Here is a 23814-nt window from a genome sequence, read left to right on the forward strand (position 1 = left end):
CATACAAATCTATTTTTTATATCACCACCGGCGTGCTAGCAACTTTTATACCAGCTTTTTTTTATTTTCTTCCAAACGATAATGAGTTTAAAAAGAAAATTCAGGCCGTAACATTTGGAATATTTTTGTTTTCAGTCGTTCTGATATTAATTATACCAGCAACGGCTGGTGTTGCAGCTTTTAATGTGGCAGGTTTACTAGGTATGAATGACTCTACTAACAGAGTCTACTACTTGCCTGACATAAACTCTCGTCGAGTTTTCTTGGACAAGACGTGGAGAGCGAAGGAAGATAAATATAGCAATGATGAATACATAGTTGCTAAACAGCTGTACTCTGCCGGTGGTTCTGTACTACTTTGTAATAAAGATACTGTTTTTAAGCCTGAGGAAGCTGAAAGCCTTAGGAAAGTAGCAGCATCATGCCTTATGGTAGAAAGCTCCTGGTTAATAAAAATTAACAATGAATAGTAATCTTCATACGGCTCTGGCCTTAAAATTATTTTGAATCGTGCTCAATATTTTAGGGTTAAACCGCCTTTCACGCTTATGAACCCAGCTATAAATTGACGTTGACTAATGGGCAAAGAAGATAGAAAAATCGGCAGGCCAATAAAACTGGCCCACCGCTTTGATAAATTAGACTTTAACTATTCTGCTTGAGAGGTTGCAACCGTTGGGCCAGACATTAATGCAATAGTAGCGGTACCCAGAGCTGTCGCAACAGCGGCGAATAGATAGATCTCATTAAGCCCAGATGTCGACAGCACGATAGCTCCAAGCATTGCACCAAGTCCTATCGCCGCATTAAAAATGGCGACATAAATTGCAGAGGCCGGTAGAGCGTCATCACCAGCTTCCTTAAGAATCCAAGTCTGGAATCCCACCAAAACAGCGCCGATGCCTCCACCCCAAATAATAAGCATTAATACCGTGCCCCATAGGCCCATAACATCCGATAACATAGACAACAGCCACAGAGCTGCCGAAGCGAGGCAAAGGGCAACCATCAGAACCGATTTGAGCCAGCGGTCGATCAAGCTAGCGGTCACCACATTTGCTGCCAATCCAGCACCACCAAACGCCAGAAGTAAATACGCAATCACTGATGGCGTGATCTCGCTTTGCCTAACAAGGTAGGGCTCGATGTAAGTGAATGCCATGAAATGAGAGGTAACTACAAGCGCAGTGGCGGCAAAGATACACATAAAACGCTGATTAGATAGAACACGTCCCATGGCAGCGGCACCGAAACCTTCGTTCCCAGGAAGCTTAGGCAGTGTGGCGAAACACACGACTGCGACACCAAATGACAATACCGCGACAGCAGTAAAAGCTGCACGCCAACCATTGAGAGAGCCCAACAAATTCGCTAGCGGCACGCCCAGCACGCTGGCAGCCGATACGCCTCCAAAGATGATGGATGTGGCAAGTCCTACGCGATGGGGAGGCACAATCTGAGCACCGATAGTACCGATCATTGCCCAGAAGGCACCATGTGCTAACGCACCAATCACTCGCGCGCCCATGAGCGCAGGGAATGTTTCAGCCATGGCGGCAACCCCACTGGACAGAGCAAGGATTAACATCAGGCAAACTAAAAGTGGACGCCGCGGCATGCGGGAAAGAACGACAGCAGAAAAAAGCGCAGCTGCAACAGCTATCCATGCATAGAGAGTAACAATCAGGCCCGTCTGCGAAGTAGACGTTCCGAGAGAACTACCGATATTAGAGAGCAAACCAATCGGCGCCAGCTCCGTGGTAACAATAGTGAAGCTACCTACGCCAAGAGCCGTTACAGCCACCCAGTCTTGCCAAGTTGTTTTTTGAGCAGACATGCCAACCTCCTTTTCTCTGTTCAAAAAAGTTAGACGGACGTGAAGGCGGATTTCGCCGCTGTAATAGCATTCATCGACGCGGGGATACCCGCATAGACCGCCACCTGCAGAACGATTTCGACAATCTCTTCACGAGTTACCCCAGTATTCAACGCGGCTCGCATGTGAAACTCGAGCTGCCCCGGAGCCGTACCCATTGCTGCGAGCATAGCGATAGTGAGCATTTCGCGCGTATGTAGCGAGATCCCTTCACGAGCCACTACATCGGTAAAAGCAAAACCCAGTAGTATCTCAGTTGCGTCGTCGTGAAACTCATCAAGATTTTGCGCAACGCGTTCAGGTGCACTAGGCTCAAGCCTCTCAAGGAGGGATAACGCTTGGGTACGTCGATTAGAAGTCGGAACACTCATACGTTCACTCCTTTCATGCCTTCTGAGGTGTAGCGTTCGCCTATTACAGGCAACGATGCCGTGGCCTTTTCGAGTTGCCGCTGCTCGTCCACACTGAGCGTGATGCTCGCTGCAGCGACATTCTCTTCGAGATAGTGCAGTTGCTTGGTGCCGGGTATCGGCACGATGTCTTGCCCTTGTGCCAATAGCCAAGCCAGCGAGAGCTGGGCAGGTGTGCAACCCTTATGCTCTGCCAGTTCAGCAATCACGTCGGCAATTCGCCGGTTGGATCCAATCGCTTCCTTTGCAAAACGAGGTAAATTAGCGCGAAAATCATCATTGTCGAGTTCAGCGGTGTTTTGAAACCGGCCAGTTAGGAATCCGCGGCCAAGCGGAGAATAAGGAACGAAGCCAATACCTAGATCACGACAGGTCGGCAACACGGCTCTCTCTACTTCGCGCGACCAAAGAGAATATTCAGTTTGCACTGCAGTGATAGGATGTACTGCATGAGCACGACGCAGAGTTTCAGCGCTGACTTCACATAAGCCTATACGAGCAATTTTCCCAGATTGGACAAGTCGCTCCAGCCCACCAATGGTCTCTTCGATCGGTTCTTCAGGATTGATGCGATGAATATAGTAAAGGTCAATTTGTTCCACACCGAGCCGACGAAGCGAGGCTTCACAAGACTGGCGCGCATAGTCAGCGCTATTATCCAAAGTCCGTTTGTACTCCCCTGGGTCGCGCACAATGCCGAACTTGCTTGCAATTCGAATTTGAGACTTGCTACGTGAAAGGAACTTTCCAATCAGCTCTTCGTTATGATGCGGCCCATACATATCTGCTGTATCAAAAAAGTCGACCCCAAGCTCTACAGCTCGCTCCAAAACCCGCAAAGACTCACTATCATCTCGAGGCCCATAGAACTCGCTCATACCCATGCAGCCCAAACCAATTGCCGAAACGGTGAAGTCTTTTCCAAGCGTTCGCTTTTTCATAACGACCTCCTTAATCATGGAGGTTACAGCTTGACAGGATCAAAAAATGGAAAAAATGCAAGATATTGACAAAGAGATTTCCATTATCGGAAATAGCATGCCCCGAGGACTGGTTTGGGACGATACTCGGGCATTTCTTGCCGTAGCGCGCTGCGGAACGCTGAGTGCGGCTGCTTTGGAACTCAACATTGGCATAGCGACACTCTCACGTAGAATCGAGCGGCTCGAAACTGCCCTGAAACTTCCTCTTTTTATACGTCAGCAATCGGGCTACCAGTTAACTGAGGATGGCGCCGATCTCGTAGAGAAGGCTGAAGTAATGGAAGCGGCTGCACAGGCTTTCTCATCGGGCGCGGACACTCAAGCGCAGATAAGTGGTCAAGTGCGGCTAGCCACAGCCGAAAATCTGGCTACGGAGTTAATACTGCCAGCACTCCCGGCATTTCGAGCGGAATATCCAGAGCTTTTAGTGGAAGTTGTGACTGATATCTCGACCATTAATTTGCATCGAAGAGATGCCGATCTTGCGGTACGGATGGTTCGACCCGAAAGGGGCAATGTCACTCTGCGCCGTCTGGGTACCTTAGGGTACGGCCTTTATTGCAGCCCGGACTACGAGTCACGCCGAGAATTAAACCCTGATCAGGGTGACTACGATACGGATACCTTTATCACTTGGGGGGAGATGCAGACACATCTTCCTGGCGCTCAATGGGTAGAGCGGATTCTACGAGGACGCAAACCAGCCCTGACCACGACTTCACTTGCTACACAAGTATCCGCAACTAAGGCGGGGCTTGGGCTTGCCGTGCTGCCTCACTTCATTGCACGCGATAGGGGACTAATCTGCATCGACTCAGACATTGGGGTCGACCAGCCAATCTATCTAGTTATCCAAACAGACCTTGCAAGATCGCGGCGTGTCAGAGCACTTGCTGACTTTCTCACAGATTTGGTGGCTCGACATCATGAACGGCTCAGTGGATAAGCGACGTATCTGCTTACCATTCAAATTCTCCTCCCCATAGATTTAGCCAGCATAAGGATGTTGGTCATCAATATTTTCCATTTTTGAAAAACTAATTAAGAAAATTTGTTAAAGACTGACCTTTCTAAAAGTCGCAATCTTTCCATGGCACTCCGACGGAATTGGCGAGTTTAAACATTCCATTCTCGTTGAGAGCTTTATCTAACTGCAACGATTCGCCATGGAGAAACCTATGCCTTCTCAAACCCTTTTGATTTCTCGGTATTTCGTAAAATCCGGTCAGGCAGACGCACTCGCTACCAAATTAGGAGATAATGATGCGTCTCGCATTTTTATCTCACTTGACGAGTCCGAAGTGTTAGAGCTTCGGGCTCTCGAAGCCAATCTTGAACTCACGGCTTTGACTGCCACAACTATGTCGATTGCTCAGAAATTCTCAGAGTATCTTGTCGGAGACGTACGCCGAGAGCTGCTGGATTTTATTGAAGCACCCAAAGATATCGCCACACTTCTTCCAACAACCCCCTACATTCAATTAAGACATGTTGAGGTCAAGCCAGAGGCGATGGACGAATACCGTCAGTGGCGCGAAGAGACGATCTTCGATGTAGTGCGTAATGCAGACGATGTTCAGCCTTCCTAGCGTATCACTCTGTGATCAGCGGACAGCCCGGTGTGATGTTTGTCTCAGGTTTCTCAGCGAACCCCGAAAGCTACAACGCGGTTTTTGCCTCGGATCGCTATCTTGAAATCGTCCAGCAGGCTGGCGATCAATATATCACTGGTGGTTCAGAGGGGCTTTACACTAAAACCTATCGGGCGCTACCACACTTGGCAGCCTAATGGAATATGAAAAGCTTTTAGGAGGTTTACATGACCTGCGAAACTTTGATTCTTGTTTCAGACAAGTTTGTCGACTTTACCGCCGACAAGAAGGCCATTACAGTTAGTCAACTCAACGCTATGCTCGAGATTCCCGAGCACATTCTTCCGGGAACATTAAAGCTGATACCGGGACTGGGTCTCTCAGATAACGACATAGAAGAACTAACCACCAAGATCAATGCTCACCGCATTTCACCTCATCGCTGGGATGCCACTGCACTCGCATTTCGTCCTCGCCCAGCCCAGCCTTGTCTATCTCACAAGAGATTTCCACACAACACGCTAATAGGTACCCCTCATCAGCTGGACGAGAACCGTTTCCGAATGGATCTCTGCTGAACGTTTCACCAACGCAAATTACTAAATGGAAAAATGGCGAGCATATGTCGTTCGCCATGCAAAACAAATTTCGAGAGCTGACGAAAGTCGGCGAGCTAGACCCTTCCGATGTACTCTTTTGCGGGTCTGTAGAAAACTGTATGAAGTGGAAAACGCTGACTCAGAACTTGGCCGAGCTAGCTCGAGAGGGTGCTGAAACCGGGTATTACACACAACCCTTGGAAGACGATATTGATCTGCTACTAAGCAGCACACTAAATACGTTAGCTGACATGGGCGTCACCATCCCCAAGGAATTTCCACAAGGACTGAATGAAAGCTTTATAAGCGAAGACGACGAAGAGCTTGATTTTAGAGAGTACCCACTGGCTTCGTTGATTTACGACATGTACTCATCTTTAAACAGCGTTTATGGTTTTTACGCCGCCTATGTTGGCCATATTATTCATGATGATCGACTCGATCTCTTTTCTTCACCCGCCGAAAACATAGAACCATGCTTACTTTCTTTAGCTGCTACCAAGGTTGAAGTTGATCAAGAGCTAGCACCAAAATTCAACAAATTTCGGCATGAAGTCATTAGTGACTATGAAAAATGGATGCTCATTGTAAAAGAAGCAGCCTTTCAAGGCCGAATCCCTCTCAAAGCCGAACTAATGGATATGGTATACGATTCTTCTGACGAGCTAGATCACTCAGCCGAAGCAGAGAGTTTGGGTGTCAATACGGCTCAGCTACATCCCGACATATACATGAACGAACTGTTAGTGGGTATGAGAATAATTCACCAGGTTTTACCAGCTATCTTGAAGAAACTGAACATCGATGAGGAGTTCGAACTCGACACTTCTGAGTTATCAGTTAATAGTCGGCAAAGGGAGAGTAATTAAAAGAGAGGCAGTCAAATTACAGCTACCCCATTGACTCCATTAGCCTCAAGGAAATTATTCGCGATTGAAAAAAATGGTGCGATTTCGAAAAATCGCACCAACACTCTTCCTCATAAAGAACAATCTCTAACGCAGTACCACCATAGGCAGGATGACATTGCGCTACTTGCCACGCACATAGATATCGCGCAAGCAGTTGTCGGCAATTTTCCAGATAAAAGCAACAAGACTATTATGAGAAACTTGGTTCATTGACGAACTGTAACCTTGTGATATTAAAAAACCTGCCTTTTAAGATGATCGGCCTGCTTGGCTCAAGCAATCATAAAATAGGCATAGAAGCACAAAGCCCGCTCAACGGCGGGCCAAGGGAAAAATAGTACTAAACAGATTAGCTATCAGTTAATTTCTTTAGCTTGCTCAAGAATGCGTTTTTGACGTGCGATAGCATTGCTGATGACTTTATTACGCACCGCTTGCTTCTGCTCAGCACTCGCACGACGCGCAAAGTAGGTCAAAGGAGTCGATTTCGACATGCGATCATTCATGGTTCATCCTCGCCTGAGAGTAGGCTTTTTAACTGTTCATGAGTGTAGCGCTCGGGCAGCAAAGCATCAATCGAATCAACATCCGACTCCCAGTGCTGGTTCGTTCCATCCGTGTCCTTGACGATGACATCGAGAGTGACTTGCGAACCAAACTCCTGCTTGACCCGGTTCACTACCTCTTGAACGCCAAGAAACTGCTCAATGAAGCTCTCAAGCGGAATGTTACGACCTTCGATCTTCTCGCGACTACAAACGAACTGCCACGCCAGCAGTGGGTGCTGATAGACATAGAAAATTTGAACGTCGCGTTCTCGCTTCAATGAGCGAGCGATATTCTTGCTGGCAATATCGAAGCTTGCCAGCGTGCCATCCAGAATGAAGGACTGCCGTTGCTTGAGCATTACGTCGTGAATTCTATCGATGAGTATCGAAATTGCGCCCTGAAACAGCCTGGAGTTGCTGCCATTATAGCCGGGGAGCTCTTCTCGCAGATCATCTGGGTCGATGCGCAGGATACTACCTAGACCCTCAACCCCTTGAGATTCGATATCATTCAACGCTGCTACATATTCTTTGGCTATCTCGGTCTTACCCGCCCCAGGCGAACCGGCCATAAAAATAGAGATAGGCCGTTCTTCAGGCTCATACTGCTCAATATCCGTTCTTTCACGAGCGATACGCTTCTTGTTAAGCTTCGCGAACGCTATCGCATTGGCTTTGATCGTTTCACCATCAGCCATGCCTTTCTCCGTTTATGGCCAGCATACCTTTAAGCAAAGGGCCAATCGCATGAACGAGTGGCCCCTAAAGATTCAGCGATCTACCAATACCGGATAGCCATCACTCCCACTCGAATATCAATGAGCAGAAAATAAATCTATATAACAGCTAGTTAGAAAGGTGACTTTTCTCAATACCATCATCGATACCATGCGCAGAATTTTTTTGATTTTTTGCAGTTCGTCGGCGTTTTAGCTCTGCCTTGGCCCAAGCTGAAGACTCGGCCATATCACGACGAAGCTCATAAATCTGAGTTTCAGTCAGTTTATATACATATGGCTTGTCTACTTTCATTATTACTAAACTCTTTTAGTCCCAGCTGGTATTTTTTTGCAACATAGCATGTTTAACACGCGATTCTAATTCTATCAATTTTTCACCGACACCAGCATTACCTAGGTATGGTTGAATCTTTAAAAAGCCTCTATGTAACTCACGGCGAGACGAGCTTTTACCTTCTTTCTGAACAGCATAAGCGACCATTTCAGCGCTATTAAGCCCTCTCCTGACGGCAAGGCTAGCATAGTTTAATGCGGGACTAGCATCTGACAAATTTGTAGTTCCATCGTTGACATACCTTAGCAAAACCTGAAGAGGTACACTCATTAAATGTGCTAAGTCAGGAACCATTCTGATAACAAACTTTCTTGCACTTGTGGTGTATTTCAAATCTCTTGTTTTTGAAGAAAAAACTTTTTGTATTTCAATCAGCGTCTTACCCTGCATCCACAGAGATAGACCAGAAGATATCAAAGGAATTGCGAATTTTGCTTTTTCAACATCATCCTGTAGCGAATTATAACTATTATCAAATAGTGACTCGAAATTCTCTGGCTTTAAAAGACGATACATACTGTGAGGATGCCTAGAAAGCCATTTAAACATCCATTTAACAAATTGCTCTACTGTTTCAAAGCTTGTAAAATCATCAGAAACCAAAGAATCAACAAGTTCTTTTAATACATCTTCAGGCATACCTAACATAGAAGCTAGATCGCGTAATGCCTGAGATTCCTCACTGGAATCAACATCATTATTATCTAGAATAGATCGAGCGGCAGCTATTCGACTAACAATCCATTCAGTATTGCCCTTTTGCTTTTGTCTAAAAGCCGCAAAGCTTCTTTTTAATCCATGAGTTACTTCTGATGTTCCCTCTTCGTCTTTTTCTGCCTCAGCTAGCCTTGCAACTACATATCGTTCTAGATCTCCAACTTCTTCTACTTGATTGTGGATACGGTCCATTATCGATGTTAGAGGATCATCCAAAATAATACACTGATCTGATTGGCCAAAGATTTCACGGAGGGTGGTCCAACGGTTTCCTATTGTCCTTTCTTGATCATTTAGTCCTACGACTTTCCCTGGAATTACTAATACAATACCTGTAGCACTTTCACCAGCTCTTCCAGCTCGCCCAGCTGAGTTCAATAAATCTTCTGGTTTGAGGATATCACGACTACCAGAAGCCATATTAAACTGACTATCTTCGGCAATGATTACTAAATCCGCAGGCAAGTTCATCCCTTGACCTAAAGTTGGTGTAGCGGCCAATACAGCTAATGCTCCTTCACGTTTGTATAATGACTCTGCGAGAAATCTTTCTTCTGGTAATAACTGCCCATGATGACATCCAGCGCGATTTACAAGTTTTCCATTACTCAGCTTTATATACAGCTTTTCAGGAGAACCTATTTCATCTACTGCAATCTCATAAGCTTTTTTTTCATCACCTGTTAAATCTAAACTACACGGAGAAATGTTAGTCGATGCTTTTTCGGCTATTGATACTGCGTTTGGAATTGATTGCGAGAATACTAGAGTTCTAATGCCTGCCTTAGCTGCTTCGGCGGCTATCGAAGATGCAACAACTCCAGAGTTTGGAGTGAGCCCCCATCGGGAATTCGTTGATAGCTCTAATGATTTTGAGGAAAAAGGGACTTTTGCGTAGTCACGACGGTCCATAGAAGCCCAGGTTTGTTTAACACTAAAAAATGCTAATGGTGTAGCTGTTAATTGTCGCTTTAACTTAGCTGGGACGCTACCTTTAGTTTTTTTTGTTCTCTCGTTCCTGAGTAGATTTTCAAGTGTGCTTAAACGATTGGAGTCATAAACTATACAACCTCTTAATTGACGAGTAGGTTTCCAGGAGTTATCTAACGAGATAGATAAACGGTTAGTTAACTCAGATAGCCAATGACTTAATTCTTTCGTATTCTTCATCATTGCAGACATTAATACAATATCGGCATCAGGAGCCACTCTAACAAACCCTAGAATACATAGCATTGCATCTATAGCACGTCTATCTTCACTGCTTTTAGGGTGTATTAAATGGCATTCATCGAAAATGAATACTCCAACATCAACAAACCTTTCGGGATCCAAATGTGTTGCAAGTAGACATGCTTCTGGAGTCATTACCATTATATCTGGCAAGTCATTACCGCTATCTAACAGACCAAAATCATCAGCTCTCTCTCCTTTGACTCCAGCTCTTGGAAATACCTTTTTCAAATCTCGAGCAGTCTGGTCCACTAGAGCATGTGTAGGAGCTAAAAATACAGCTTTACACCCTCTAAGTAGAGTCGCATGAAGCTTAAGTTGTGCTGTTGTTGATTTCCCTGAACCGGTAGGAAAACCAATTGCTGCGGATACACCACTATTTAAATAACCACGTTCAATCGCATCCTTATGATTTTTCCATAGGTATGGACGAGTACTTGCCACAGCCTTCATAGCATCTAGCCATAATCCTTTATCAACTCCATTGGGAGGTAGTATTTTTACGACAGCACTATCCAACAATGCATTTCCTGTAGCTATTAATAAGCTAGCTAAATGAAATGGTCCGGGAAAGAGTTCTTGACTCTCGAGAGTTTTAGATTGGAAGGGAATATCAACGGTTGATGATGCTAATTCTTTTACTTCAGAAAAAACAGCAATTGGATCAGCCATTCCTTTAATACGACGCCCTTGTAAAATAAAAGCAAGAGCGCGAACACCACGTAAAATTCTATAATATAAAGCATTACTGGCCAATTGACCGCCTTCTCCTATTACAAGTTTTTTTTGAGAAGGACGTCTACGGGCAGTAATTTTTTCCACATTTCCTTGAGATAGCATTATTAAATGCCATATTAATTCACGCTGTAGTAAATCATTTTCTGGTAACTTTATTATGCGGCTTATTTCTGAAGCATCCGCAAATGCCTCAGCAATGAGAAATAGTAGCATTGCTGATACATCTGGGCTGATAGATTTCAAACCAATATATGAATAAGTAATATTAGAATGGCGTAATACGGTTGCTTGATAGGCTAATTGGTATGCTGTAGCGGCAACAAAGCTTGCAGATTTTTTATCTTCACGTTCGGGGATATTGAAACTAAAGCCTCATTGGTTCTTGCTAAACGCAAAGAAAATTTAACCGTTTCAATCAAGTCGTCTATATTAGCCTCTCCATTTCTCAATAAGACACGACTAGAAACAATTTCAGCATATGCTTTAGATAAGTAGTCAGGAAGAGACTCTCGATCTAATCCAGGAAGATCGGGGGTAGACTGAATTAACTGTGAGGTTATTGAATCATACATTACTGTTACTCTCTTCCATATTGATAATCGCTATTGCCTTTTTGGACAATATGTCTATCCAGTTTCTAAAGCTATTTTTGTGGAGAATATCCCCCCTACGCTTGCTCCGATCACCAACAACTGAAACATCATAGTCTTTAAATAAGCCCCGCAATCCTGTTTGGGTAGAATGGGAGTCTCCAACAGTTACAGCAATTCGATATGCTCGCTTTTCATCCCATAAGATCTCAGCGACTACACTATCAGGGTCTGCACATCCCGACCGCTCAAGCAATGATACTACTGAAGCGATTAGCTCGTTATCTCGCTCACCTTTTTCAAAGATTTCAAATTCGGGTAAAACTGAATTTTTGATTTTATTCCTTGGGTTCTCTGTAGCTTTATCCTCAAGAATAACGGCTTTTGATATACCTTTAGAGTCATTTTCAATAAGAAAACCATCTAGGCCTTTATCTGCTTTAATCATTTGAGGTGCTCTTATATAAGCGTTTTTATAGGATTGGTGAGCTGCTACCCATGAAATAACCTGAAACACCCAACCATCTCTATGATATGGCTTTTCGCCTGACTTAACTGTCAATAGCTGTCTGGCAGCATCATATCCGCTTTTTGGGTAATTAACGTGAGAAGAACTGGTAGCTTTAAGAATTCTCTCCGCAACCCTAGACTGCCCAATAGCAACACGAGCGATGATGCTAGCTAATTCATCTTCATCATCAACTGACCAAGCCGCCCCAAACCAACTATCTTTTTCTTCAATCGGTTTAAATGAAATTGGCATAACAGGTCACACTTTATGTTAGTTAACTTTATGAACATATTATGATTTCATATCAACGAATGCTATGGAATAGATCATGTTTCATATTCCGTATTTGTGAAAATTCAGGCCGGTGCACGTGTACTTTCTGACTACTTGTGGTGACCAAACGGCCAGCGTCTCATTTTGTCGATTTGATCGAACGATCTCGTCATGTCCTTGTAAGCACGTCCGGCCAACCTGTTTTGAAATACCTCCATTGTGTCGGCAATGGCTTTCATCTTCGGGCCGTGTCCGGTACTGTGCAGCCACTGCCCCAAAAAATAGAAGGCCAGCATCACAATGAACATCACTGCAAAGAAACCAAATACCTCCGCAAGGTTTTGAGGTGGAAAGCTAAACTCCATAATCAGTAATCCTTATCTAGTTAGGCCATGCGGCCTTTTTTAACAAAACTGGCAACCTCTTCGTTGCGCTCCTGCTGGCGTTCCTGAGCGTATGAAACGTAGTATTCAATGTCGAAGGTGTGCTTTTCCGGATCGCGCTCTTGCCATTCTGCGTGTGCTTGGCGGGCTTCTTCTTGATCCTCACTGGATAGGCCATCAAAGCCGCCAGTTTGATTCATCCAGCCAGTGCCGCCACCGCCTAAGCTATCGTTGTCAAATGCAGGGGAAGCCTCGTCAGTCCCCCTCCTTATCGTCATCATCCGCGTTATCTTTCATATTGTTTCGGATCGAACTAGCTAGACGACCTCCGGTAGTGCCGCTGATTCTATCCCCGGCCATATCACCCATTCCCTTCATCAAATTCGCACCGGTATCCGCAGCAATACGCCCCGCTTTTACAGCGCTACCTTTAAAGCCGCCAGGGGATTCGCCACCGCTAGAAGATTGACCGGAAGCTTGGGAGAAGGAGCCAGCCTCGTCAGAATCACCACCGCCACTAAATGCACCGCCCAGGCTCGACATAACGTCAGTATTATTCGCTACGTTCTCACCCGCTTTTGTAAATGCAGCCTGAATAGCAGATGCACCGCCGGCGGTAGCCATTGCGGCACCGGCAGCCATACCACCAGTGGCAACAGCCGCTCCGGCCATCGCCCCAGCACTAATACTGCCAGCACCCGTCGCCGTACCACCTCCAGGAATCAGGCTAGCGACCACATTGGGAACGGAGTGAATGAGCATCACGAGAACCAATGAAACGACAAAGATCACCAACAATTCACGCATGGGAGCATCATTGGATAGATCGGCATAGAAACCGTCCATGATCGACATGGCAATGCCAATAAGCAACGTCATTGTCATCAATTTCAAAGCAACGCCTAATACACTTTTGAAGTAGTTGATTGCTATATCTGAAGTCCAACGCGAACCACCAAACCCCAACACGAAAACACCGGCATAGACCAATATCCAAGCCGTCACCAAAGCCAACAACAAATTTGCCGCCACTACCGCCATACATGCCAAAATTGCTAGCGTGATTAAGAAGATAGACAAGTTATCTATCGGGCTGGTGATGCTGTATGACTTACCAGCTTTCACAATAATGTCGAACGCAATACTAATAGGCTCTGACGGGGTTAGGTCTCTCGAAAGGCCACCGGCTTGAGCACCGATCGTTCTCAATGAATCGATAATTGACGTGGCAAAGTCTGGGCCGTTTCTGAGTAACCAGAGAAAGAAACCAAACGTCAAGATGAAGCGGACGAACTCAGCGAAAAACTCCCTTATATCCGCTTGTTTAAGGATTAAGGTCCCACCAGTCCAAACAAGGGATATAGTGCCCAGCGTCCAGAATAGCCAGGCAGCATAGTTTGTAATTACCGTGCCCCAAGTAGCACTTGCTGTCATGAAACGCACAGCCACTTCATCTAAGACACCATTAGGCTCAATGGCCGCTGATGCTGTTTGCGAAGTAAGTACAACTGCCAGGAGCATGACAAGCCGAATAAATATCTTGATCATGATTAGAACCCCTTGTTCTTGGAGCGATCCGTGGGTTCACCCATATCCCAAAGACAGTTCCCTTTTTCCTTCTGCTCTTTCGTCAGGTTCGGGTTGTCACAGTTGATCGTTGCAGGCTTTGGCCCGTCATCTTCGCCGCACCCCACCATAGCAAAAGAGGCCAACGCGCTAACGATAAAAACTCGGGTGATATTCTTCATGATTAAAACCCCCTGTTTTCTGAACGGTCGGTTGGCTCGCCCATATCGAACAACCTTTCACGAGACGCTTGATATTGAGCTTCGCGGTCAGCATCCGCCTGCATTCGAGTGCCAACGGCATTCTGCTGAGCAATCAGCAGGCTACGGATTTGCAGGAGCTGGTTAGCCTGGTTGCTGGCGAGCTGGTTAGCGTAGCCAATAGCCGCCAATTGGCCGTCCGCGCTCTGAGCACCAGATTGCAGGCGGTTAAGCTGACGGGCATCGGCTTCCAAGTTATCTTGCTGCTGCTCCAGACTCCTAAACAGTGCGTCGTTGGCCTTTTTCTGCGATTCAGACGCAAGGCGTCGGTTCTCGGTCATTGCGGCCCGTTCTGCATCGCTGCACCCCGCTGCCGAGAAACAAGGAGAGCTGCGGTAATAGGCCACGTCCTGGAACTTGCCTAGGTAAGCATCGAGGCTGCCAAGCTGGTTCTGGTAATAGGCGAGCGTGTTGGTCGCCTGGTTCAGATCGTTGATGGTGCGCTGCGCCTGGTCCCAAATATAAGAAGCTGGGGCCATCGAGTTTTGCAGCATATTTTCGTACTGCTGCAACTGGGTTTGATACTGCTGAATTTGTTTAGCAGTCTGTGTAACAGCTTCCATTGCCGACATGATGTTCTGAACTAGATTCGTACCATCAGCAACCGGAATCCCCGCATATACAGGATTAGAAAGGTTTAACGCCAAGGAGATGGCAAGCACGGGAATTTTAGCCGCTAAAATTTTTCGTTTTAGCATGGTTAATTACTCTTAGTAGTTATGACTAAAAGTTGCATTCACCAACCTGTAGAAACTTGATCTCTACTCCTGCCGTTACCAGCGGTGAATGTGGGCCTGTACAGAGCTAGCTCGCCACTTACTATCTCGGCGCCCGACCAGCGCGACACCGTTAAACGCGCGGTCAAATAGGGTTAAACATCGGTGTCATTACCAACCGAAGCGGTTAGGGCTTCCGTCGATTCCTATGCCATCACATCAACGTGAGCGGCTCTTTTGTTGTCGTTTCGCTTTTTTAGCTGCCTGCTCAGCTTGTAGCTTAGCTTTACGCTGCTCTAGTGCTGGCATGACCGCCGCTTTTTCAGTTACAGGGCCTGACTGAATAGCTAAAACCTCTAACTGAGATAGATTCTGCAACCGGCCACGGCGTGAAGGTGGCACTTTGCCAATCGGTAACACGCCGTGCTTATCTGACCGTTTGGCCTTTTTGTTCTGAGCTATTAATGCCTGACGGCGGCGTTCTAGTCCTTGATCGGCAAATTTGATAGACAGATTGCCATCTACCGCCGCCTTGATTACTCGCGCCTTGAACTCAGGCGAACCATTCACGGTAATACGATTACCGTAACGCTCTATTGCTACCTTTAGTGCAGCTAAGACACTGGTTTGGTTGGAAGCCGTCGACACTTGTAGACGCTCACCATCATCACGCACGGCGCTGTTACCTGCTCGATAAATAATGGTGCCTTTTTTCGTAATCGTATCGACCGTTCCTTTGAGCTCTGCCTGAACTGCATCCCCGTTCAGTGTGTTGCCTTTAAGCTTTTGTGCAGACTCTCGGCTACGTAGCGCTTTGAGGGCTTCGCTATCTCCCTGCAATGCTTGGCTTTTTAACCAATCCGCCCAGGCTTGGCGTTTATTGCTTTGATATATCGTTTGCCGTTGCTCTTGGTAACGCTTGTGAATACGCTCAAGCTCGCTTTTCAATGCATCGCTGGCCTGTTTGTACAAAAGCTTCTTAGTAAGCTTATTGCTACCGGTCAACTTAATCGCTGCGCGACGGCCACGCCCTTTCCTCTTGGCGTTATCAATCTGTCGATCTTTATTACGACGAGCCTGTTCAAGGGCTTGCGTTTTACTCTCTGCGGCATGTTTCTGCTCTGCTTGATAACGGGCATATAGCTCGGTGGTATTCACCTTCAAGCGAACAGGTCGGTGTGTATATTGGCGGTTCGGCTTAACAGAATCCGATGCAGTCGCTTCAAAGGGACCAAGGCGCGCTTCGAGTTTGGGTTTAGAAAACTCACGTCCTAAGGTGCTTGCTTTGATGATCGCTTCACCGTCGGCAACGATCACTAGACCATTTCCTCTGGTTCTTAACTGCAAACCATTGTCCTGCATGACCTGGTGCAACGCCTGCCAGCTATTGGCTGATTTAATCTCGTTCATGCATTCGCGCTTCACCCAACCCACTAAGCTTTCAATACCCGAATGCCGCTCCATATCCATGGCACGCGATTCGGCCCCGCGCTTGCGCGGTATGTGATTATCCTGCTGCAAACCAAAATCCTGCTCGATGGCCTCGCACATTTCCGCTAGCTTTTTATGTGGGTAATAAGGCTCATGGATTGTGTTACGCGCAGGATGAATTTTATTGATCGCGATATGGATATGTTGATTGTCCGTATCGTTGTGCACAGCACTGACACGCTGATGCTCGCCATAGTCCAAGCCTTGGCAAAGGCGCTCTTCTATCGCGGCTAAAGTATGCGCTTCTAACTGTTCACCATTAGGAAAGCTCACTATGAGGTGGTAGGTTTTATCACTCTTTGCTCGGGTGTTCGCAAACTGAGTCGCCAACACCTCACTGATCGCATCGCGCACGGTTTCCGCTTCACAGTTATTTAAACGAACGCTACCAAGTCGATGTTCTTTGCTCTGGTGATCGGTGATGTAATTCACCAAGCCTGCAAAGTCAGATTTCCCCTGAGAACGCATCGGTACATGCTTGGCGATCATTGGTCCGCCCTCGGGCGAAGAATAGACTCCATAAGTGAACTCATTTGATCTTGCGTCGCCTCGATACGATTAAGCACTGCCAAGATCGTATTGGCCCCAACATGTGCCACCTTGGCATCATTACTAAGCCATAACTTCAGCAATCCACCCAGACGTCCTAAGTCACCATTAACCCGCACTAACTCGCGTACATGCTCTGCTTCGGTAATTCCCTGGATACGATAGCCTTGGCCGACTTCGCGCAAATAGGTCGAAGCACTGAGCCCCGCCTGTGCTGACATGGATTCGATCAGCGCACGCTCTTCCGGTAGGCAATAGACCTTAATCGGAGGACTATTCTTTCTCGTCGTCTTATTTGTGTTGTTCTCCATCTGTGTATCCTCTCTCAGGCCCCGCAGGGCAGGATCAACGTTGAGTGCCGAAGGTGCGAATAAGTCATAAGTGAAGAGGCTTCGCCATGCTTGCATGGAGGGCCTACTTCACACATCCTGCCCGCATTTCAACTTTGGTTTTATCACGGAAAGTTATGCATGCCCTTGTGCATTTCTCTGTATTTAACTGTTTATTCCTGTGTAAACTATGTTTACCTGATAAGTCAGATACTTATAGCGGTATGACAGCGTACTTATAGCGACTGAATAGCGCTAAAATAGCGGCCTTACAGCGATTTATGTGTATTGGCTTTACTCAATATCACGACACAGAAAAACACCACTTTCCTAACACTTTCCGCTCTAGGCTAAATTCAAAGCCTTCGTATTTAACTGCCCCTCAAGTGTCAATGAATGTTTAAACACCAAGGTAACCACCATAAAAAATACATAACTTCCAAAAAAATGATTTCATTGACAGTTTTGATCACGACACAGACAAACATCGCTTTCTTAACACTGTCCGTCCTATGGTAAATTCAAAGCCTTCGTGTTTGACTGCCCCTCAAATGTCAATAAATGCTTAGACGCCAAGGTGAAAATAATAAAAATTACTTTATCTTCATATAGTTAAAAAAATACAACTTCCAAAAAAATGATTTCATTGACACTTTTGAGCAACCTATTGATCAAAGTTATCCACAATATTTGTTTGTTCAACTACAGGTTTATTTTTTTATATAGGTATACCTACAGGAAAGACTATAGGAGGTTCTGCAACCACATGTTATTAAAAAGCTTTTTAGCCTTTCTAGAAACAGAACATGCGCACTCAGAAACAAAACATGCGCAGCCAGAAACAGAACATGCGCAAAATCCCCCCTTTAAAGGGAAACAGAACATGCGTGGATAACTTTCTAAACACCCAGGCTTACTAACATCAAGAATGGTGCGTACATACTGTTTCATCACACTTCAATATCCCGTGAAACCTGTCGCTTTGTCTGACGAGGTACTTGAGGAGCACTAGGCTTCAAAAGCAACCCTTTTTCGGTTGGAGTAGCATCTAGCTCTGGCCATGCCTGCTGTACCTTTTTCAGTCCATCCTTAAACCGCTGCTTAAAGCTTTTTACATTGGCATAATTAGACCCCATTTGCTCCATCAAACCTGACCACGGAATAATTGTGGCTCGCTTTAAGTAACTCACCCGATAAGTCGCCCAACAATATATGTCTAAAGCCATCGGAGAACGCTTAATCAACCGCAACACTCTCATATCCAGAGGGACCGGTTTATCAGTAATCAATTGAAAAAATTTAGGCGACAGTTCCACCCAAGATTCCCATAGTGAATCTTGATCAGGTTGCTTCGTACTCCACCAAATATGGGAAATATCAGCAACTCTGGCTCCAGTTTCATCTTCACAAATATATCCACTTTCATCATTTAGCTCTGTATAGCTAACACTGATCGTCGTTTTAAATAATCGCCGCATTTGTTCTCGAAAAGGACCAATGGTTCCATTTTCGCCTCCAGTTGAACCTAGCCCTAGCTCTTCCATAAAACGTCTTTGAGAATGTCCCAGATCAAGCTTGCGTGCTTCCTGTTCAGTGATAAAACCACTGTCCAGTCTTGACTTATTTCTTACTGCTTGTGTACTGACCCAAACCAACAACAAACGTGCATAGCAACCGTAAGGCAAACCTACAGATGAGGGGGCCATCATGTGCATTGTGAAATGACCATTCTTGCGGCTCCACTCATTCGATTTGGGCTTACTATGCGGTATAGTTGCTTGAATCAGAAGCCGAGCGATAAAACCGAGTTCATTCGCTTCCTGAGCACTGCGCTCCTGGATTGCTATGATGTTGTCGATATATTTCGTGCTGATCTCTAGCTTACCGCTGGTAACCGAGGCACTTTTTCGCCGAGTGGTTCCCTTAGCCTGAACATCCGTTACATCTTTAATCGTCATGTGGACTCAGACTTACCAAATAAAACCAGGTCTTGCGGCTTTTAACGCAGACCTACGTTTTTCTTCTATCCAGTTCTCAACCTCAGTTAGGTCCCAAGCAACACTTCGGCTGGTCAGAACAATACGGCGAGGGAACTCCCCACGCTGTTCCAGGTTATAGATGGTTCGATCAGATAGCGGAACCATACGCAGTAATGTTTTTCTATTAATCAGTGTCTTATGTGCTAGTTCATGCATGGTAATACCTCTACTTGCTGTAAGAGGTTTAATCATGCCAAACACGATAAAAGTTTAATCTTAGATTCAGGACAGAAAGGTGGAATATGAATGCTAGCCTTAGCATGCCATTACAAGACATTTCCTTTTATTGCCAATTAACAGATAAATTCTTATAGTGAAACTTTATAAAAATCGCATGTTGAGACTGGGTAATGATATGGATAGTATTGAGTCAGAAAAAGATGCAGCAAAGCGCTTAGGCTTATACAATTTTTTAATCATAGATAAAGGCTGTGATGAGTTTGTATCTCAGGCTATCAAAAGATTCCGGGATGAATGGGGGCCATATTCTCAGTACTCTACGCGTAGGAATATTATTAACTTAATTCACAAATCATTAGACAATAGCATTTCAAGATTTATTAATAATCTTCCTGAGAAGTATCAATATTTCTTTCCAAAACAAGACAAAAAGATATCTTTAAGCTTATTGATTAAAGAGTTAGGTTTTCAAGAAGCCCATAAGGAAATAAAAAGGCATCTAGCATTTTTCATCGAATACAATAGTTCTGGCACTGAAATAGATAGACGATTTATCGCCACTTTAGAAGCAATAATAAATCTAGTTTGGATGTGTTATCTAAGACGGCCGAAATTCCAAGAGTACTCAACTGATGTAAAAATTAATACTACTAGAAAGCAGACTTTATGTGAGTTCTGCGGCGAAAAAACAGAATTAACGTCATTTATAGAATCATTAGATAAGAATATCATTCAATATAAAGATCTAGACGATATAAAATTAATGGCTCTAAGCCATAATTTTTGCTCACTCCATAAACAAAAGAAAAATAATACTTCGGCTTATAAACGAGCAAAACGCTCTCAAAATCAGTTTGAAACCGAAGTATTAAGATTACGCCGACAAGTAGCCAAACCAGATAAGCGTAATGCTATGTCAGGTGATGAACTCATAGACGAATATTTCTATCTCTACCTTCAGGGGAAAATGGTCACGTCAGAACAAGCTGAAGCTTATATGAACTATGTACGCAAAACATTTGGCAATCAAATAAAAGTCGATACAACTATGCTCCATCGCTTACATGAGATTTCGGATTCTCTGACTAATGAAGGAACTATGATTTCTTCCGGTGATATTGACAAAATTCGAAACATAGCTCGAAGAATGGTCGATTCGAGGATCACTGATAACAAGAAAAGAATACTAGTTTTGAAACAAAGAAAGCTTAGTCAAAAAGAGATTGCTCAAGAACTTTCAGAATACACTGGTCAGCACATAATTCACCAAACCGTATCTAAGGCGCTTTCATCTGTTCGAGATGAATTTTTTCTATGAGTTAATTTAGCCGCTAAAATTTGACTCAAAAGTAACGGGGTTTCATCTGACAGGCAGGTATGAACGTTCAAGGAGGGGATCATTACGATAACTTGGCGCAATTATTAGTTCAACTGAGCAAAGCAGACGTTCGCCTAACTTGTTTCTGCCCCAAAACAATTCAGATCAAAAGTTCTCGCTCACTTAGTTCACAGTACTTTCCCCTATCAAAAGTTATCCGAAGGAGTTTGGGTAGCAGCATTTTTCTGAAATTATAAGGCATCATGCAATCTAACCTCCGTTAACTTTCATTAACCTATTGATTACACGTTGATGTGGTATTAAAAAGGTTGCATCATAGGAATATGAAAGGCGGCTAAAAGCCGCATAGAAAGCGTTATGTGAATGGAGATCAAAATGTCTTCTGTGCCAAAAAATAAAGATGAATTAGAGTTAGCTATAAACTCAATATTTCCGAAACTCATGGCTGACTATCGTTCAATTCCGGAAAGTAAAGCTCGCAAATCTGGAGTAGAGGGAAACGTGAAAGGTACGGTCATTAGTGTTAGTGATACAGTGGCTTACTTGATTGGTTGGGGAAAACTGGTTCTTAAATGGCATCAGCTAAGATCTCGACACCAACATGTAGATTTCCCAGAAACTGGTTATAAATGGAACCAATTAGGTTCACTCGCTGAAAGCTTCCACGAAGAGTATCGTGATTGGAAATACAATGATTTACTCATTGAACTTGTGTCTACGGTTAACGAGATACTTTTACTCATTTCAAGCTTAAGTGATCATGACTTATATAGTGTTACGTGGTATGAACAATGGACTTTGGGGCGCATGATTCAGTTTAATACGTCATCACCTATGAAAAATGTGCGTACAAAAGTTAGGCGTTTCAATCGAGAATTCACATAACAAACGCTTCAAGAGGGACAGCCAACGCGCGGCATTTTTGCTATGCGTTGGTTTTTGTGATTACGGTGTTATGCGGAAAGTTAGTAGTAGCGTTGGCTGCCCCTTAAGCGGGCGTTAGCCAGCATGATAAATCTATAAACGAGAGTTAATATTACATGTTAGATGATAGTCAAAGTAAAACTCTAACTGACAAGATGTTTAAGGAGGAAGAGGTTGGTAGTGGTTACTCTAACACTCTTTTTGTGCGCCTTGTCGGGCTGCGCATCGTTTTTACAAATGTAGATTTCAAGTATTGCATTTTTGACGCTGCGTACCTAAGAAACTGTACTTTTGAGTCTTGTGATTTTACGGGCTGCAGGTTCATAAATAGTAATCTAGTCGGTTCAGCTTTCAATGGGTGTAAGTTCGATTATGCAACTTTTGAAAAAACTCAAATTGATACAGATATTTTAGAAAGTGGTTGTCCCAGCTCTGAAAATCTAAAGTTGAAATTTGCGCGCTCTCTGCGGACGAACTATCAGCAGCTTGGTGACGCTAAAGCTGCTAATAAAGCTATTAGTATCGAGTTAAAGGCTACAGAAGTTCATCTACACAAGGCTTGGAGCTCAAAAGAGTCGTATTATAGACAGAAATATAAGGGATTTGTTAGGGCGTCTCTCTTTGTGGAATGGCTGGAGTTCAAACTATTAGATTTCATTTGGGGGAATGGTGAGAGCGCATACAAGCTGTTTAGGGCTGTATTTTTAGTTCTACTATCAATAACAATGTACGACGTGATTCATTACGGTGACCCAAATATGGTTAGTAATTACTGGGCATCATTTATAAAGTCTCCTCAAATTTTATTTGGTATAAATGGGACATCTGAATATTCTGGTGCTTTCTTAGCTCTAGTATTTGCAACAAGACTGATCATGTTTGGCTTCTTTATGTCAATTATCATTAAACGTTTTAATAGGAGATAATTGTGCATATTTATGCTTTTGGTTCTATATGTAGAGGTGAAATTGACATAGGCTCTGATGTTGACATGTTGATCATTGCAAATGGTCAATTAGATCACATAAATCCATCGGATTATTCAATTTATTCGTATGACCGAATCAAAGAACTCTGGGAGCAAGGTAATCCTTTTGCTTGGCACCTTCATTTGGAGTCGAAATTAGTATTCTCACAAGATAGCTCGAACTTCTTGAGTGAATTGGGTTGCCCTAGCGCTTATTCTGATGGTGAGTCTGATTGTGTTAAGTTCTATGAAATATTCAAGTCAGCATGTTACTCAATAAATGAGTCGGCGTTGTCCCGGGAGTTTGATTTATCAACAGTGTTTTTGGCAATGAGAAACTTTGCTTCATGTTACTCGTTGGCATATTTAGAACGTCCTGATTTTTCAAGACGCTCTAGCATAAACTTAGGTGCTTTAAGTGTCCCAATCGATAGAGAAGTATTCGATGTGCTAGAGTCTGCTAGAATTCTCTGCACACGAGGTGTTGGAAGCTCTCTTACAGAGCCTCAAGTGTTTGCAGCTATTGAAAGTCTTCCCCAAATAAAATGCTGGATGCAGTCATTGATAAAAAGAGTCGATAAAGTATGAGTGAGTTTAGAAATAGAATTGAATCTCAGCGAGAAGCTGTGAAGATTGTAAATAGTTTCCACTTATATGGAGAACCTCTATTCAGCTTGACAGAAAAATCGATCAACAGATGGGTTTCTATAAACCAAATAGACCCTAAGGCAGTGCATGTTAATCTAATTATTCAGACTTCTAAGAAGCTATTCTTCTTGGCTAATAAAAGTCAGGAGCAAGTTACGGAAGACTACAAGAAACTATCAAAAGATGTAGAAGATCTTTTAATTCAAATAAGTCGAGAAATGAGTGCTCTTCGACAAAATGCTGGCTAACAAGTGTTTAAGGTTTCAAGATACTTTATCTAATCTCAGATAAGCGCGTTAGAGTCATTAATCTAACGCGTTTATGTCCAAAAATCAGTTACGTTGAATGTCAGTTACCTTAACAAGCTT

Annotated in this window: 29 protein-coding genes; 11 read left to right on the forward strand and 18 right to left on the reverse strand. The window is 44.2% G+C overall.

Going from position 1 to position 23814, the window contains the following annotated elements; translation table 11 throughout:
- Positions 1 to 470 (forward strand): hypothetical protein (locus ACT3R4_RS05915; protein WP_496201207.1); only part of this gene is annotated, 470 nt, incomplete at its 5' end.
- A 179-nt stretch (positions 471 to 649) separates the two neighbouring features.
- On the opposite strand, the gene ACT3R4_RS05920 is transcribed toward ACT3R4_RS05915, so the two are convergent.
- Genes ACT3R4_RS05920 through ACT3R4_RS05930 form a run of 3 tightly spaced genes read right to left on the reverse strand, consistent with a single transcriptional unit; the run spans position 650 to position 3227 of the window.
- Positions 650 to 1837 carry an MFS transporter gene (locus tag ACT3R4_RS05920; protein WP_192539875.1) on the reverse strand — a complete coding sequence of 396 codons (1188 nt, stop codon included), beginning with the start codon at positions 1835 to 1837 and terminating at the stop codon, positions 650 to 652.
- Between the two features lie 29 nt (positions 1838 to 1866).
- The gene (locus ACT3R4_RS05925; RefSeq protein ID WP_192539876.1) at positions 1867 to 2247 is read right to left on the reverse strand and encodes a carboxymuconolactone decarboxylase family protein; all 381 of its coding nucleotides are present in this window, start codon (positions 2245 to 2247) and stop codon (positions 1867 to 1869) included.
- Positions 2244 to 3227: an aldo/keto reductase gene (locus tag ACT3R4_RS05930; protein ID WP_192539877.1), complete on the reverse strand. Its 984-nt coding sequence runs from the start codon at positions 3225 to 3227 to the stop codon at positions 2244 to 2246. The genes ACT3R4_RS05925 and ACT3R4_RS05930 overlap by 4 nt, the downstream gene beginning before the upstream one ends.
- A 46-nt stretch (positions 3228 to 3273) precedes the next feature.
- On the opposite strand from ACT3R4_RS05930, the gene ACT3R4_RS05935 reads away from it, so the two are divergent.
- The 5 genes from ACT3R4_RS05935 to ACT3R4_RS05955 all read left to right on the forward strand — a co-directional run bounded on the left by ACT3R4_RS05935 (position 3274) and on the right by ACT3R4_RS05955 (position 6329).
- Entirely contained in the window at positions 3274 to 4215 is a 942-nt protein-coding gene (locus ACT3R4_RS05935; RefSeq protein ID WP_192539878.1) for a LysR family transcriptional regulator, read from the forward strand.
- Between the two features lie 232 nt (positions 4216 to 4447).
- On the forward strand, positions 4448 to 4858 hold the full coding sequence (locus ACT3R4_RS05940; protein ID WP_441677962.1) for a hypothetical protein: 411 nt from the start codon (positions 4448 to 4450) through the stop codon (positions 4856 to 4858).
- Between the two features lie 11 nt (positions 4859 to 4869).
- Positions 4870 to 5058, forward strand: coding sequence for a hypothetical protein (locus ACT3R4_RS05945; protein WP_441677964.1), 189 nt, complete (start codon positions 4870 to 4872; stop codon positions 5056 to 5058).
- Positions 5059 to 5088: 30 nt separating this feature from the next.
- Positions 5089 to 5439, forward strand: coding sequence for a hypothetical protein (locus ACT3R4_RS05950; RefSeq protein WP_441677966.1), 351 nt, complete (start codon positions 5089 to 5091; stop codon positions 5437 to 5439).
- A 44-nt stretch (positions 5440 to 5483) separates the two neighbouring features.
- Positions 5484 to 6329 (forward strand): hypothetical protein, encoded by an 846-nt coding sequence (locus ACT3R4_RS05955; protein ID WP_441677968.1) that lies wholly within the window; start codon positions 5484 to 5486, stop codon positions 6327 to 6329.
- A gap of 398 nt (positions 6330 to 6727) precedes the next feature.
- Here ACT3R4_RS05955 and ACT3R4_RS05960 read toward each other — a convergent pair whose 3' ends face one another.
- From ACT3R4_RS05960 to ACT3R4_RS06030, 15 genes are all read right to left on the reverse strand, one after another.
- A complete protein-coding gene (locus tag ACT3R4_RS05960; protein WP_441677970.1) occupies positions 6728 to 6877 on the reverse strand; it encodes a hypothetical protein in 150 nt (49 codons plus the stop codon).
- Positions 6874 to 7617, reverse strand: coding sequence for a zeta toxin family protein (locus ACT3R4_RS05965; protein WP_441677972.1), 744 nt, complete (start codon positions 7615 to 7617; stop codon positions 6874 to 6876). The genes ACT3R4_RS05960 and ACT3R4_RS05965 overlap by 4 nt, the downstream gene beginning before the upstream one ends.
- A gap of 148 nt (positions 7618 to 7765) precedes the next feature.
- On the reverse strand, positions 7766 to 7951 hold the full coding sequence (locus tag ACT3R4_RS05970) for a hypothetical protein (protein WP_441677973.1): 186 nt from the start codon (positions 7949 to 7951) through the stop codon (positions 7766 to 7768).
- A gap of 15 nt (positions 7952 to 7966) precedes the next feature.
- Positions 7967 to 10894: a DEAD/DEAH box helicase gene (locus tag ACT3R4_RS05975; RefSeq protein WP_441677975.1), complete on the reverse strand. Its 2928-nt coding sequence runs from the start codon at positions 10892 to 10894 to the stop codon at positions 7967 to 7969.
- 83 nt (positions 10895 to 10977) lie between these two features.
- Positions 10978 to 11253, reverse strand: a complete 276-nt coding sequence (locus ACT3R4_RS05980; protein ID WP_441677977.1) for a hypothetical protein — start codon at positions 11251 to 11253, stop codon at positions 10978 to 10980.
- Positions 11246 to 12034 (reverse strand): hypothetical protein, encoded by a 789-nt coding sequence (locus tag ACT3R4_RS05985; protein WP_144166405.1) that lies wholly within the window; start codon positions 12032 to 12034, stop codon positions 11246 to 11248. Before ACT3R4_RS05985 ends, ACT3R4_RS05980 begins: the two co-directional genes overlap by 8 nt.
- Before the next feature lie 131 nt (positions 12035 to 12165).
- The gene (locus ACT3R4_RS05990; protein WP_441677979.1) at positions 12166 to 12420 is read right to left on the reverse strand and encodes a hypothetical protein; all 255 of its coding nucleotides are present in this window, start codon (positions 12418 to 12420) and stop codon (positions 12166 to 12168) included.
- Positions 12421 to 12440: 20 nt separating this feature from the next.
- Positions 12441 to 12719, reverse strand: a complete 279-nt coding sequence (locus ACT3R4_RS05995; RefSeq protein ID WP_441677981.1) for a hypothetical protein — start codon at positions 12717 to 12719, stop codon at positions 12441 to 12443.
- Positions 12694 to 13986, reverse strand: coding sequence for a P-type conjugative transfer protein TrbL (gene trbL / locus ACT3R4_RS06000; RefSeq protein WP_441677983.1), 1293 nt, complete (start codon positions 13984 to 13986; stop codon positions 12694 to 12696). The genes ACT3R4_RS05995 and trbL overlap by 26 nt, the downstream gene beginning before the upstream one ends.
- 2 nt (positions 13987 to 13988) lie before the next feature.
- Entirely contained in the window at positions 13989 to 14186 is a 198-nt protein-coding gene (locus tag ACT3R4_RS06005) for a hypothetical protein (protein ID WP_025795234.1), read from the reverse strand.
- 2 nt (positions 14187 to 14188) lie between these two features.
- The gene (trbJ, locus tag ACT3R4_RS06010) at positions 14189 to 14962 is read right to left on the reverse strand and encodes a P-type conjugative transfer protein TrbJ (protein WP_065770638.1); all 774 of its coding nucleotides are present in this window, start codon (positions 14960 to 14962) and stop codon (positions 14189 to 14191) included.
- A gap of 237 nt (positions 14963 to 15199) precedes the next feature.
- Entirely contained in the window at positions 15200 to 16960 is a 1761-nt protein-coding gene (gene traI / locus ACT3R4_RS06015; RefSeq protein ID WP_441677985.1) for a TraI/MobA(P) family conjugative relaxase, read from the reverse strand.
- Entirely contained in the window at positions 16957 to 17331 is a 375-nt protein-coding gene (gene traJ, locus ACT3R4_RS06020; protein WP_001929520.1) for a conjugal transfer transcriptional regulator TraJ, read from the reverse strand. The genes traI and traJ overlap by 4 nt, the downstream gene beginning before the upstream one ends.
- Before the next feature lie 968 nt (positions 17332 to 18299).
- The gene (locus ACT3R4_RS06025; protein WP_441677987.1) at positions 18300 to 19307 is read right to left on the reverse strand and encodes a replication protein RepA; all 1008 of its coding nucleotides are present in this window, start codon (positions 19305 to 19307) and stop codon (positions 18300 to 18302) included.
- 12 nt (positions 19308 to 19319) lie between these two features.
- On the reverse strand, positions 19320 to 19544 hold the full coding sequence (locus tag ACT3R4_RS06030) for a helix-turn-helix transcriptional regulator (RefSeq protein WP_089111233.1): 225 nt from the start codon (positions 19542 to 19544) through the stop codon (positions 19320 to 19322).
- Positions 19545 to 19743: 199 nt separating this feature from the next.
- Between ACT3R4_RS06030 and ACT3R4_RS06035 the strand changes: the two genes are divergently transcribed.
- The 5 genes from ACT3R4_RS06035 to ACT3R4_RS06055 all read left to right on the forward strand — a co-directional run bounded on the left by ACT3R4_RS06035 (position 19744) and on the right by ACT3R4_RS06055 (position 23694).
- The gene (locus ACT3R4_RS06035) at positions 19744 to 20886 is read left to right on the forward strand and encodes a hypothetical protein (RefSeq protein ID WP_441677989.1); all 1143 of its coding nucleotides are present in this window, start codon (positions 19744 to 19746) and stop codon (positions 20884 to 20886) included.
- Positions 20887 to 21282: 396 nt separating this feature from the next.
- The gene (locus ACT3R4_RS06040) at positions 21283 to 21792 is read left to right on the forward strand and encodes a ClbS/DfsB family four-helix bundle protein (protein WP_441677991.1); all 510 of its coding nucleotides are present in this window, start codon (positions 21283 to 21285) and stop codon (positions 21790 to 21792) included.
- A gap of 155 nt (positions 21793 to 21947) precedes the next feature.
- On the forward strand, positions 21948 to 22757 hold the full coding sequence (locus ACT3R4_RS06045; RefSeq protein ID WP_441677993.1) for a pentapeptide repeat-containing protein: 810 nt from the start codon (positions 21948 to 21950) through the stop codon (positions 22755 to 22757).
- 2 nt (positions 22758 to 22759) lie between these two features.
- Positions 22760 to 23386, forward strand: a complete 627-nt coding sequence (locus ACT3R4_RS06050) for a nucleotidyltransferase domain-containing protein (protein ID WP_238117414.1) — start codon at positions 22760 to 22762, stop codon at positions 23384 to 23386.
- Entirely contained in the window at positions 23383 to 23694 is a 312-nt protein-coding gene (locus ACT3R4_RS06055) for a hypothetical protein (RefSeq protein ID WP_213971709.1), read from the forward strand. The genes ACT3R4_RS06050 and ACT3R4_RS06055 overlap by 4 nt, the downstream gene beginning before the upstream one ends.
- Positions 23695 to 23814 lie beyond the last annotated feature (120 nt).

The organism is Halomonas sp. AOP7-E1-9, assembly GCF_052376035.1.
GTDB lineage: Bacteria > Pseudomonadota > Gammaproteobacteria > Pseudomonadales > Halomonadaceae > Vreelandella > Vreelandella citrativorans.

Bases quoted from the DNA above. Each gene is read 5' to 3' on its own strand.
- ACT3R4_RS05920 (WP_192539875.1), bottom strand. From the start codon at position 1,837: ATGTCTGCTCAAAAAACAACTTGGCAAGACTGGGTGGCTGTAACGGCT.
- ACT3R4_RS05925 (WP_192539876.1), bottom strand. From the start codon at position 2,247: ATGAGTGTTCCGACTTCTAATCGACGTACCCAAGCGTTATCCCTCCTT.
- ACT3R4_RS05930 (WP_192539877.1), bottom strand. From the start codon at position 3,227: ATGAAAAAGCGAACGCTTGGAAAAGACTTCACCGTTTCGGCAATTGGT.
- ACT3R4_RS05935 (WP_192539878.1), top strand. From the start codon at position 3,274: ATGGAAAAAATGCAAGATATTGACAAAGAGATTTCCATTATCGGAAAT.
- ACT3R4_RS05940 (WP_441677962.1), top strand. From the start codon at position 4,448: ATGCCTTCTCAAACCCTTTTGATTTCTCGGTATTTCGTAAAATCCGGT.
- ACT3R4_RS05950 (WP_441677966.1), top strand. From the start codon at position 5,089: ATGACCTGCGAAACTTTGATTCTTGTTTCAGACAAGTTTGTCGACTTT.
- ACT3R4_RS05955 (WP_441677968.1), top strand. From the start codon at position 5,484: ATGTCGTTCGCCATGCAAAACAAATTTCGAGAGCTGACGAAAGTCGGC.
- ACT3R4_RS05960 (WP_441677970.1), bottom strand. From the start codon at position 6,877: ATGAATGATCGCATGTCGAAATCGACTCCTTTGACCTACTTTGCGCGT.
- ACT3R4_RS05965 (WP_441677972.1), bottom strand. From the start codon at position 7,617: ATGGCTGATGGTGAAACGATCAAAGCCAATGCGATAGCGTTCGCGAAG.
- ACT3R4_RS05970 (WP_441677973.1), bottom strand. From the start codon at position 7,951: ATGAAAGTAGACAAGCCATATGTATATAAACTGACTGAAACTCAGATT.
- ACT3R4_RS05975 (WP_441677975.1), bottom strand. From the start codon at position 10,894: ATGCTACTATTTCTCATTGCTGAGGCATTTGCGGATGCTTCAGAAATA.
- ACT3R4_RS05980 (WP_441677977.1), bottom strand. From the start codon at position 11,253: ATGTATGATTCAATAACCTCACAGTTAATTCAGTCTACCCCCGATCTT.
- ACT3R4_RS05985 (WP_144166405.1), bottom strand. From the start codon at position 12,034: ATGCCAATTTCATTTAAACCGATTGAAGAAAAAGATAGTTGGTTTGGG.
- ACT3R4_RS05990 (WP_441677979.1), bottom strand. From the start codon at position 12,420: ATGGAGTTTAGCTTTCCACCTCAAAACCTTGCGGAGGTATTTGGTTTC.
- ACT3R4_RS05995 (WP_441677981.1), bottom strand. From the start codon at position 12,719: ATGATGACGATAAGGAGGGGGACTGACGAGGCTTCCCCTGCATTTGAC.
- trbL (WP_441677983.1), bottom strand. From the start codon at position 13,986: ATGATCAAGATATTTATTCGGCTTGTCATGCTCCTGGCAGTTGTACTT.
- ACT3R4_RS06005 (WP_025795234.1), bottom strand. From the start codon at position 14,186: ATGAAGAATATCACCCGAGTTTTTATCGTTAGCGCGTTGGCCTCTTTT.
- trbJ (WP_065770638.1), bottom strand. From the start codon at position 14,962: ATGCTAAAACGAAAAATTTTAGCGGCTAAAATTCCCGTGCTTGCCATC.
- traI (WP_441677985.1), bottom strand. From the start codon at position 16,960: ATGATCGCCAAGCATGTACCGATGCGTTCTCAGGGGAAATCTGACTTT.
- traJ (WP_001929520.1), bottom strand. From the start codon at position 17,331: ATGGAGAACAACACAAATAAGACGACGAGAAAGAATAGTCCTCCGATT.
- ACT3R4_RS06025 (WP_441677987.1), bottom strand. From the start codon at position 19,307: ATGACGATTAAAGATGTAACGGATGTTCAGGCTAAGGGAACCACTCGG.
- ACT3R4_RS06030 (WP_089111233.1), bottom strand. From the start codon at position 19,544: ATGCATGAACTAGCACATAAGACACTGATTAATAGAAAAACATTACTG.
- ACT3R4_RS06035 (WP_441677989.1), top strand. From the start codon at position 19,744: ATGGATAGTATTGAGTCAGAAAAAGATGCAGCAAAGCGCTTAGGCTTA.
- ACT3R4_RS06040 (WP_441677991.1), top strand. From the start codon at position 21,283: ATGTCTTCTGTGCCAAAAAATAAAGATGAATTAGAGTTAGCTATAAAC.
- ACT3R4_RS06045 (WP_441677993.1), top strand. From the start codon at position 21,948: ATGTTAGATGATAGTCAAAGTAAAACTCTAACTGACAAGATGTTTAAG.
- ACT3R4_RS06055 (WP_213971709.1), top strand. From the start codon at position 23,383: ATGAGTGAGTTTAGAAATAGAATTGAATCTCAGCGAGAAGCTGTGAAG.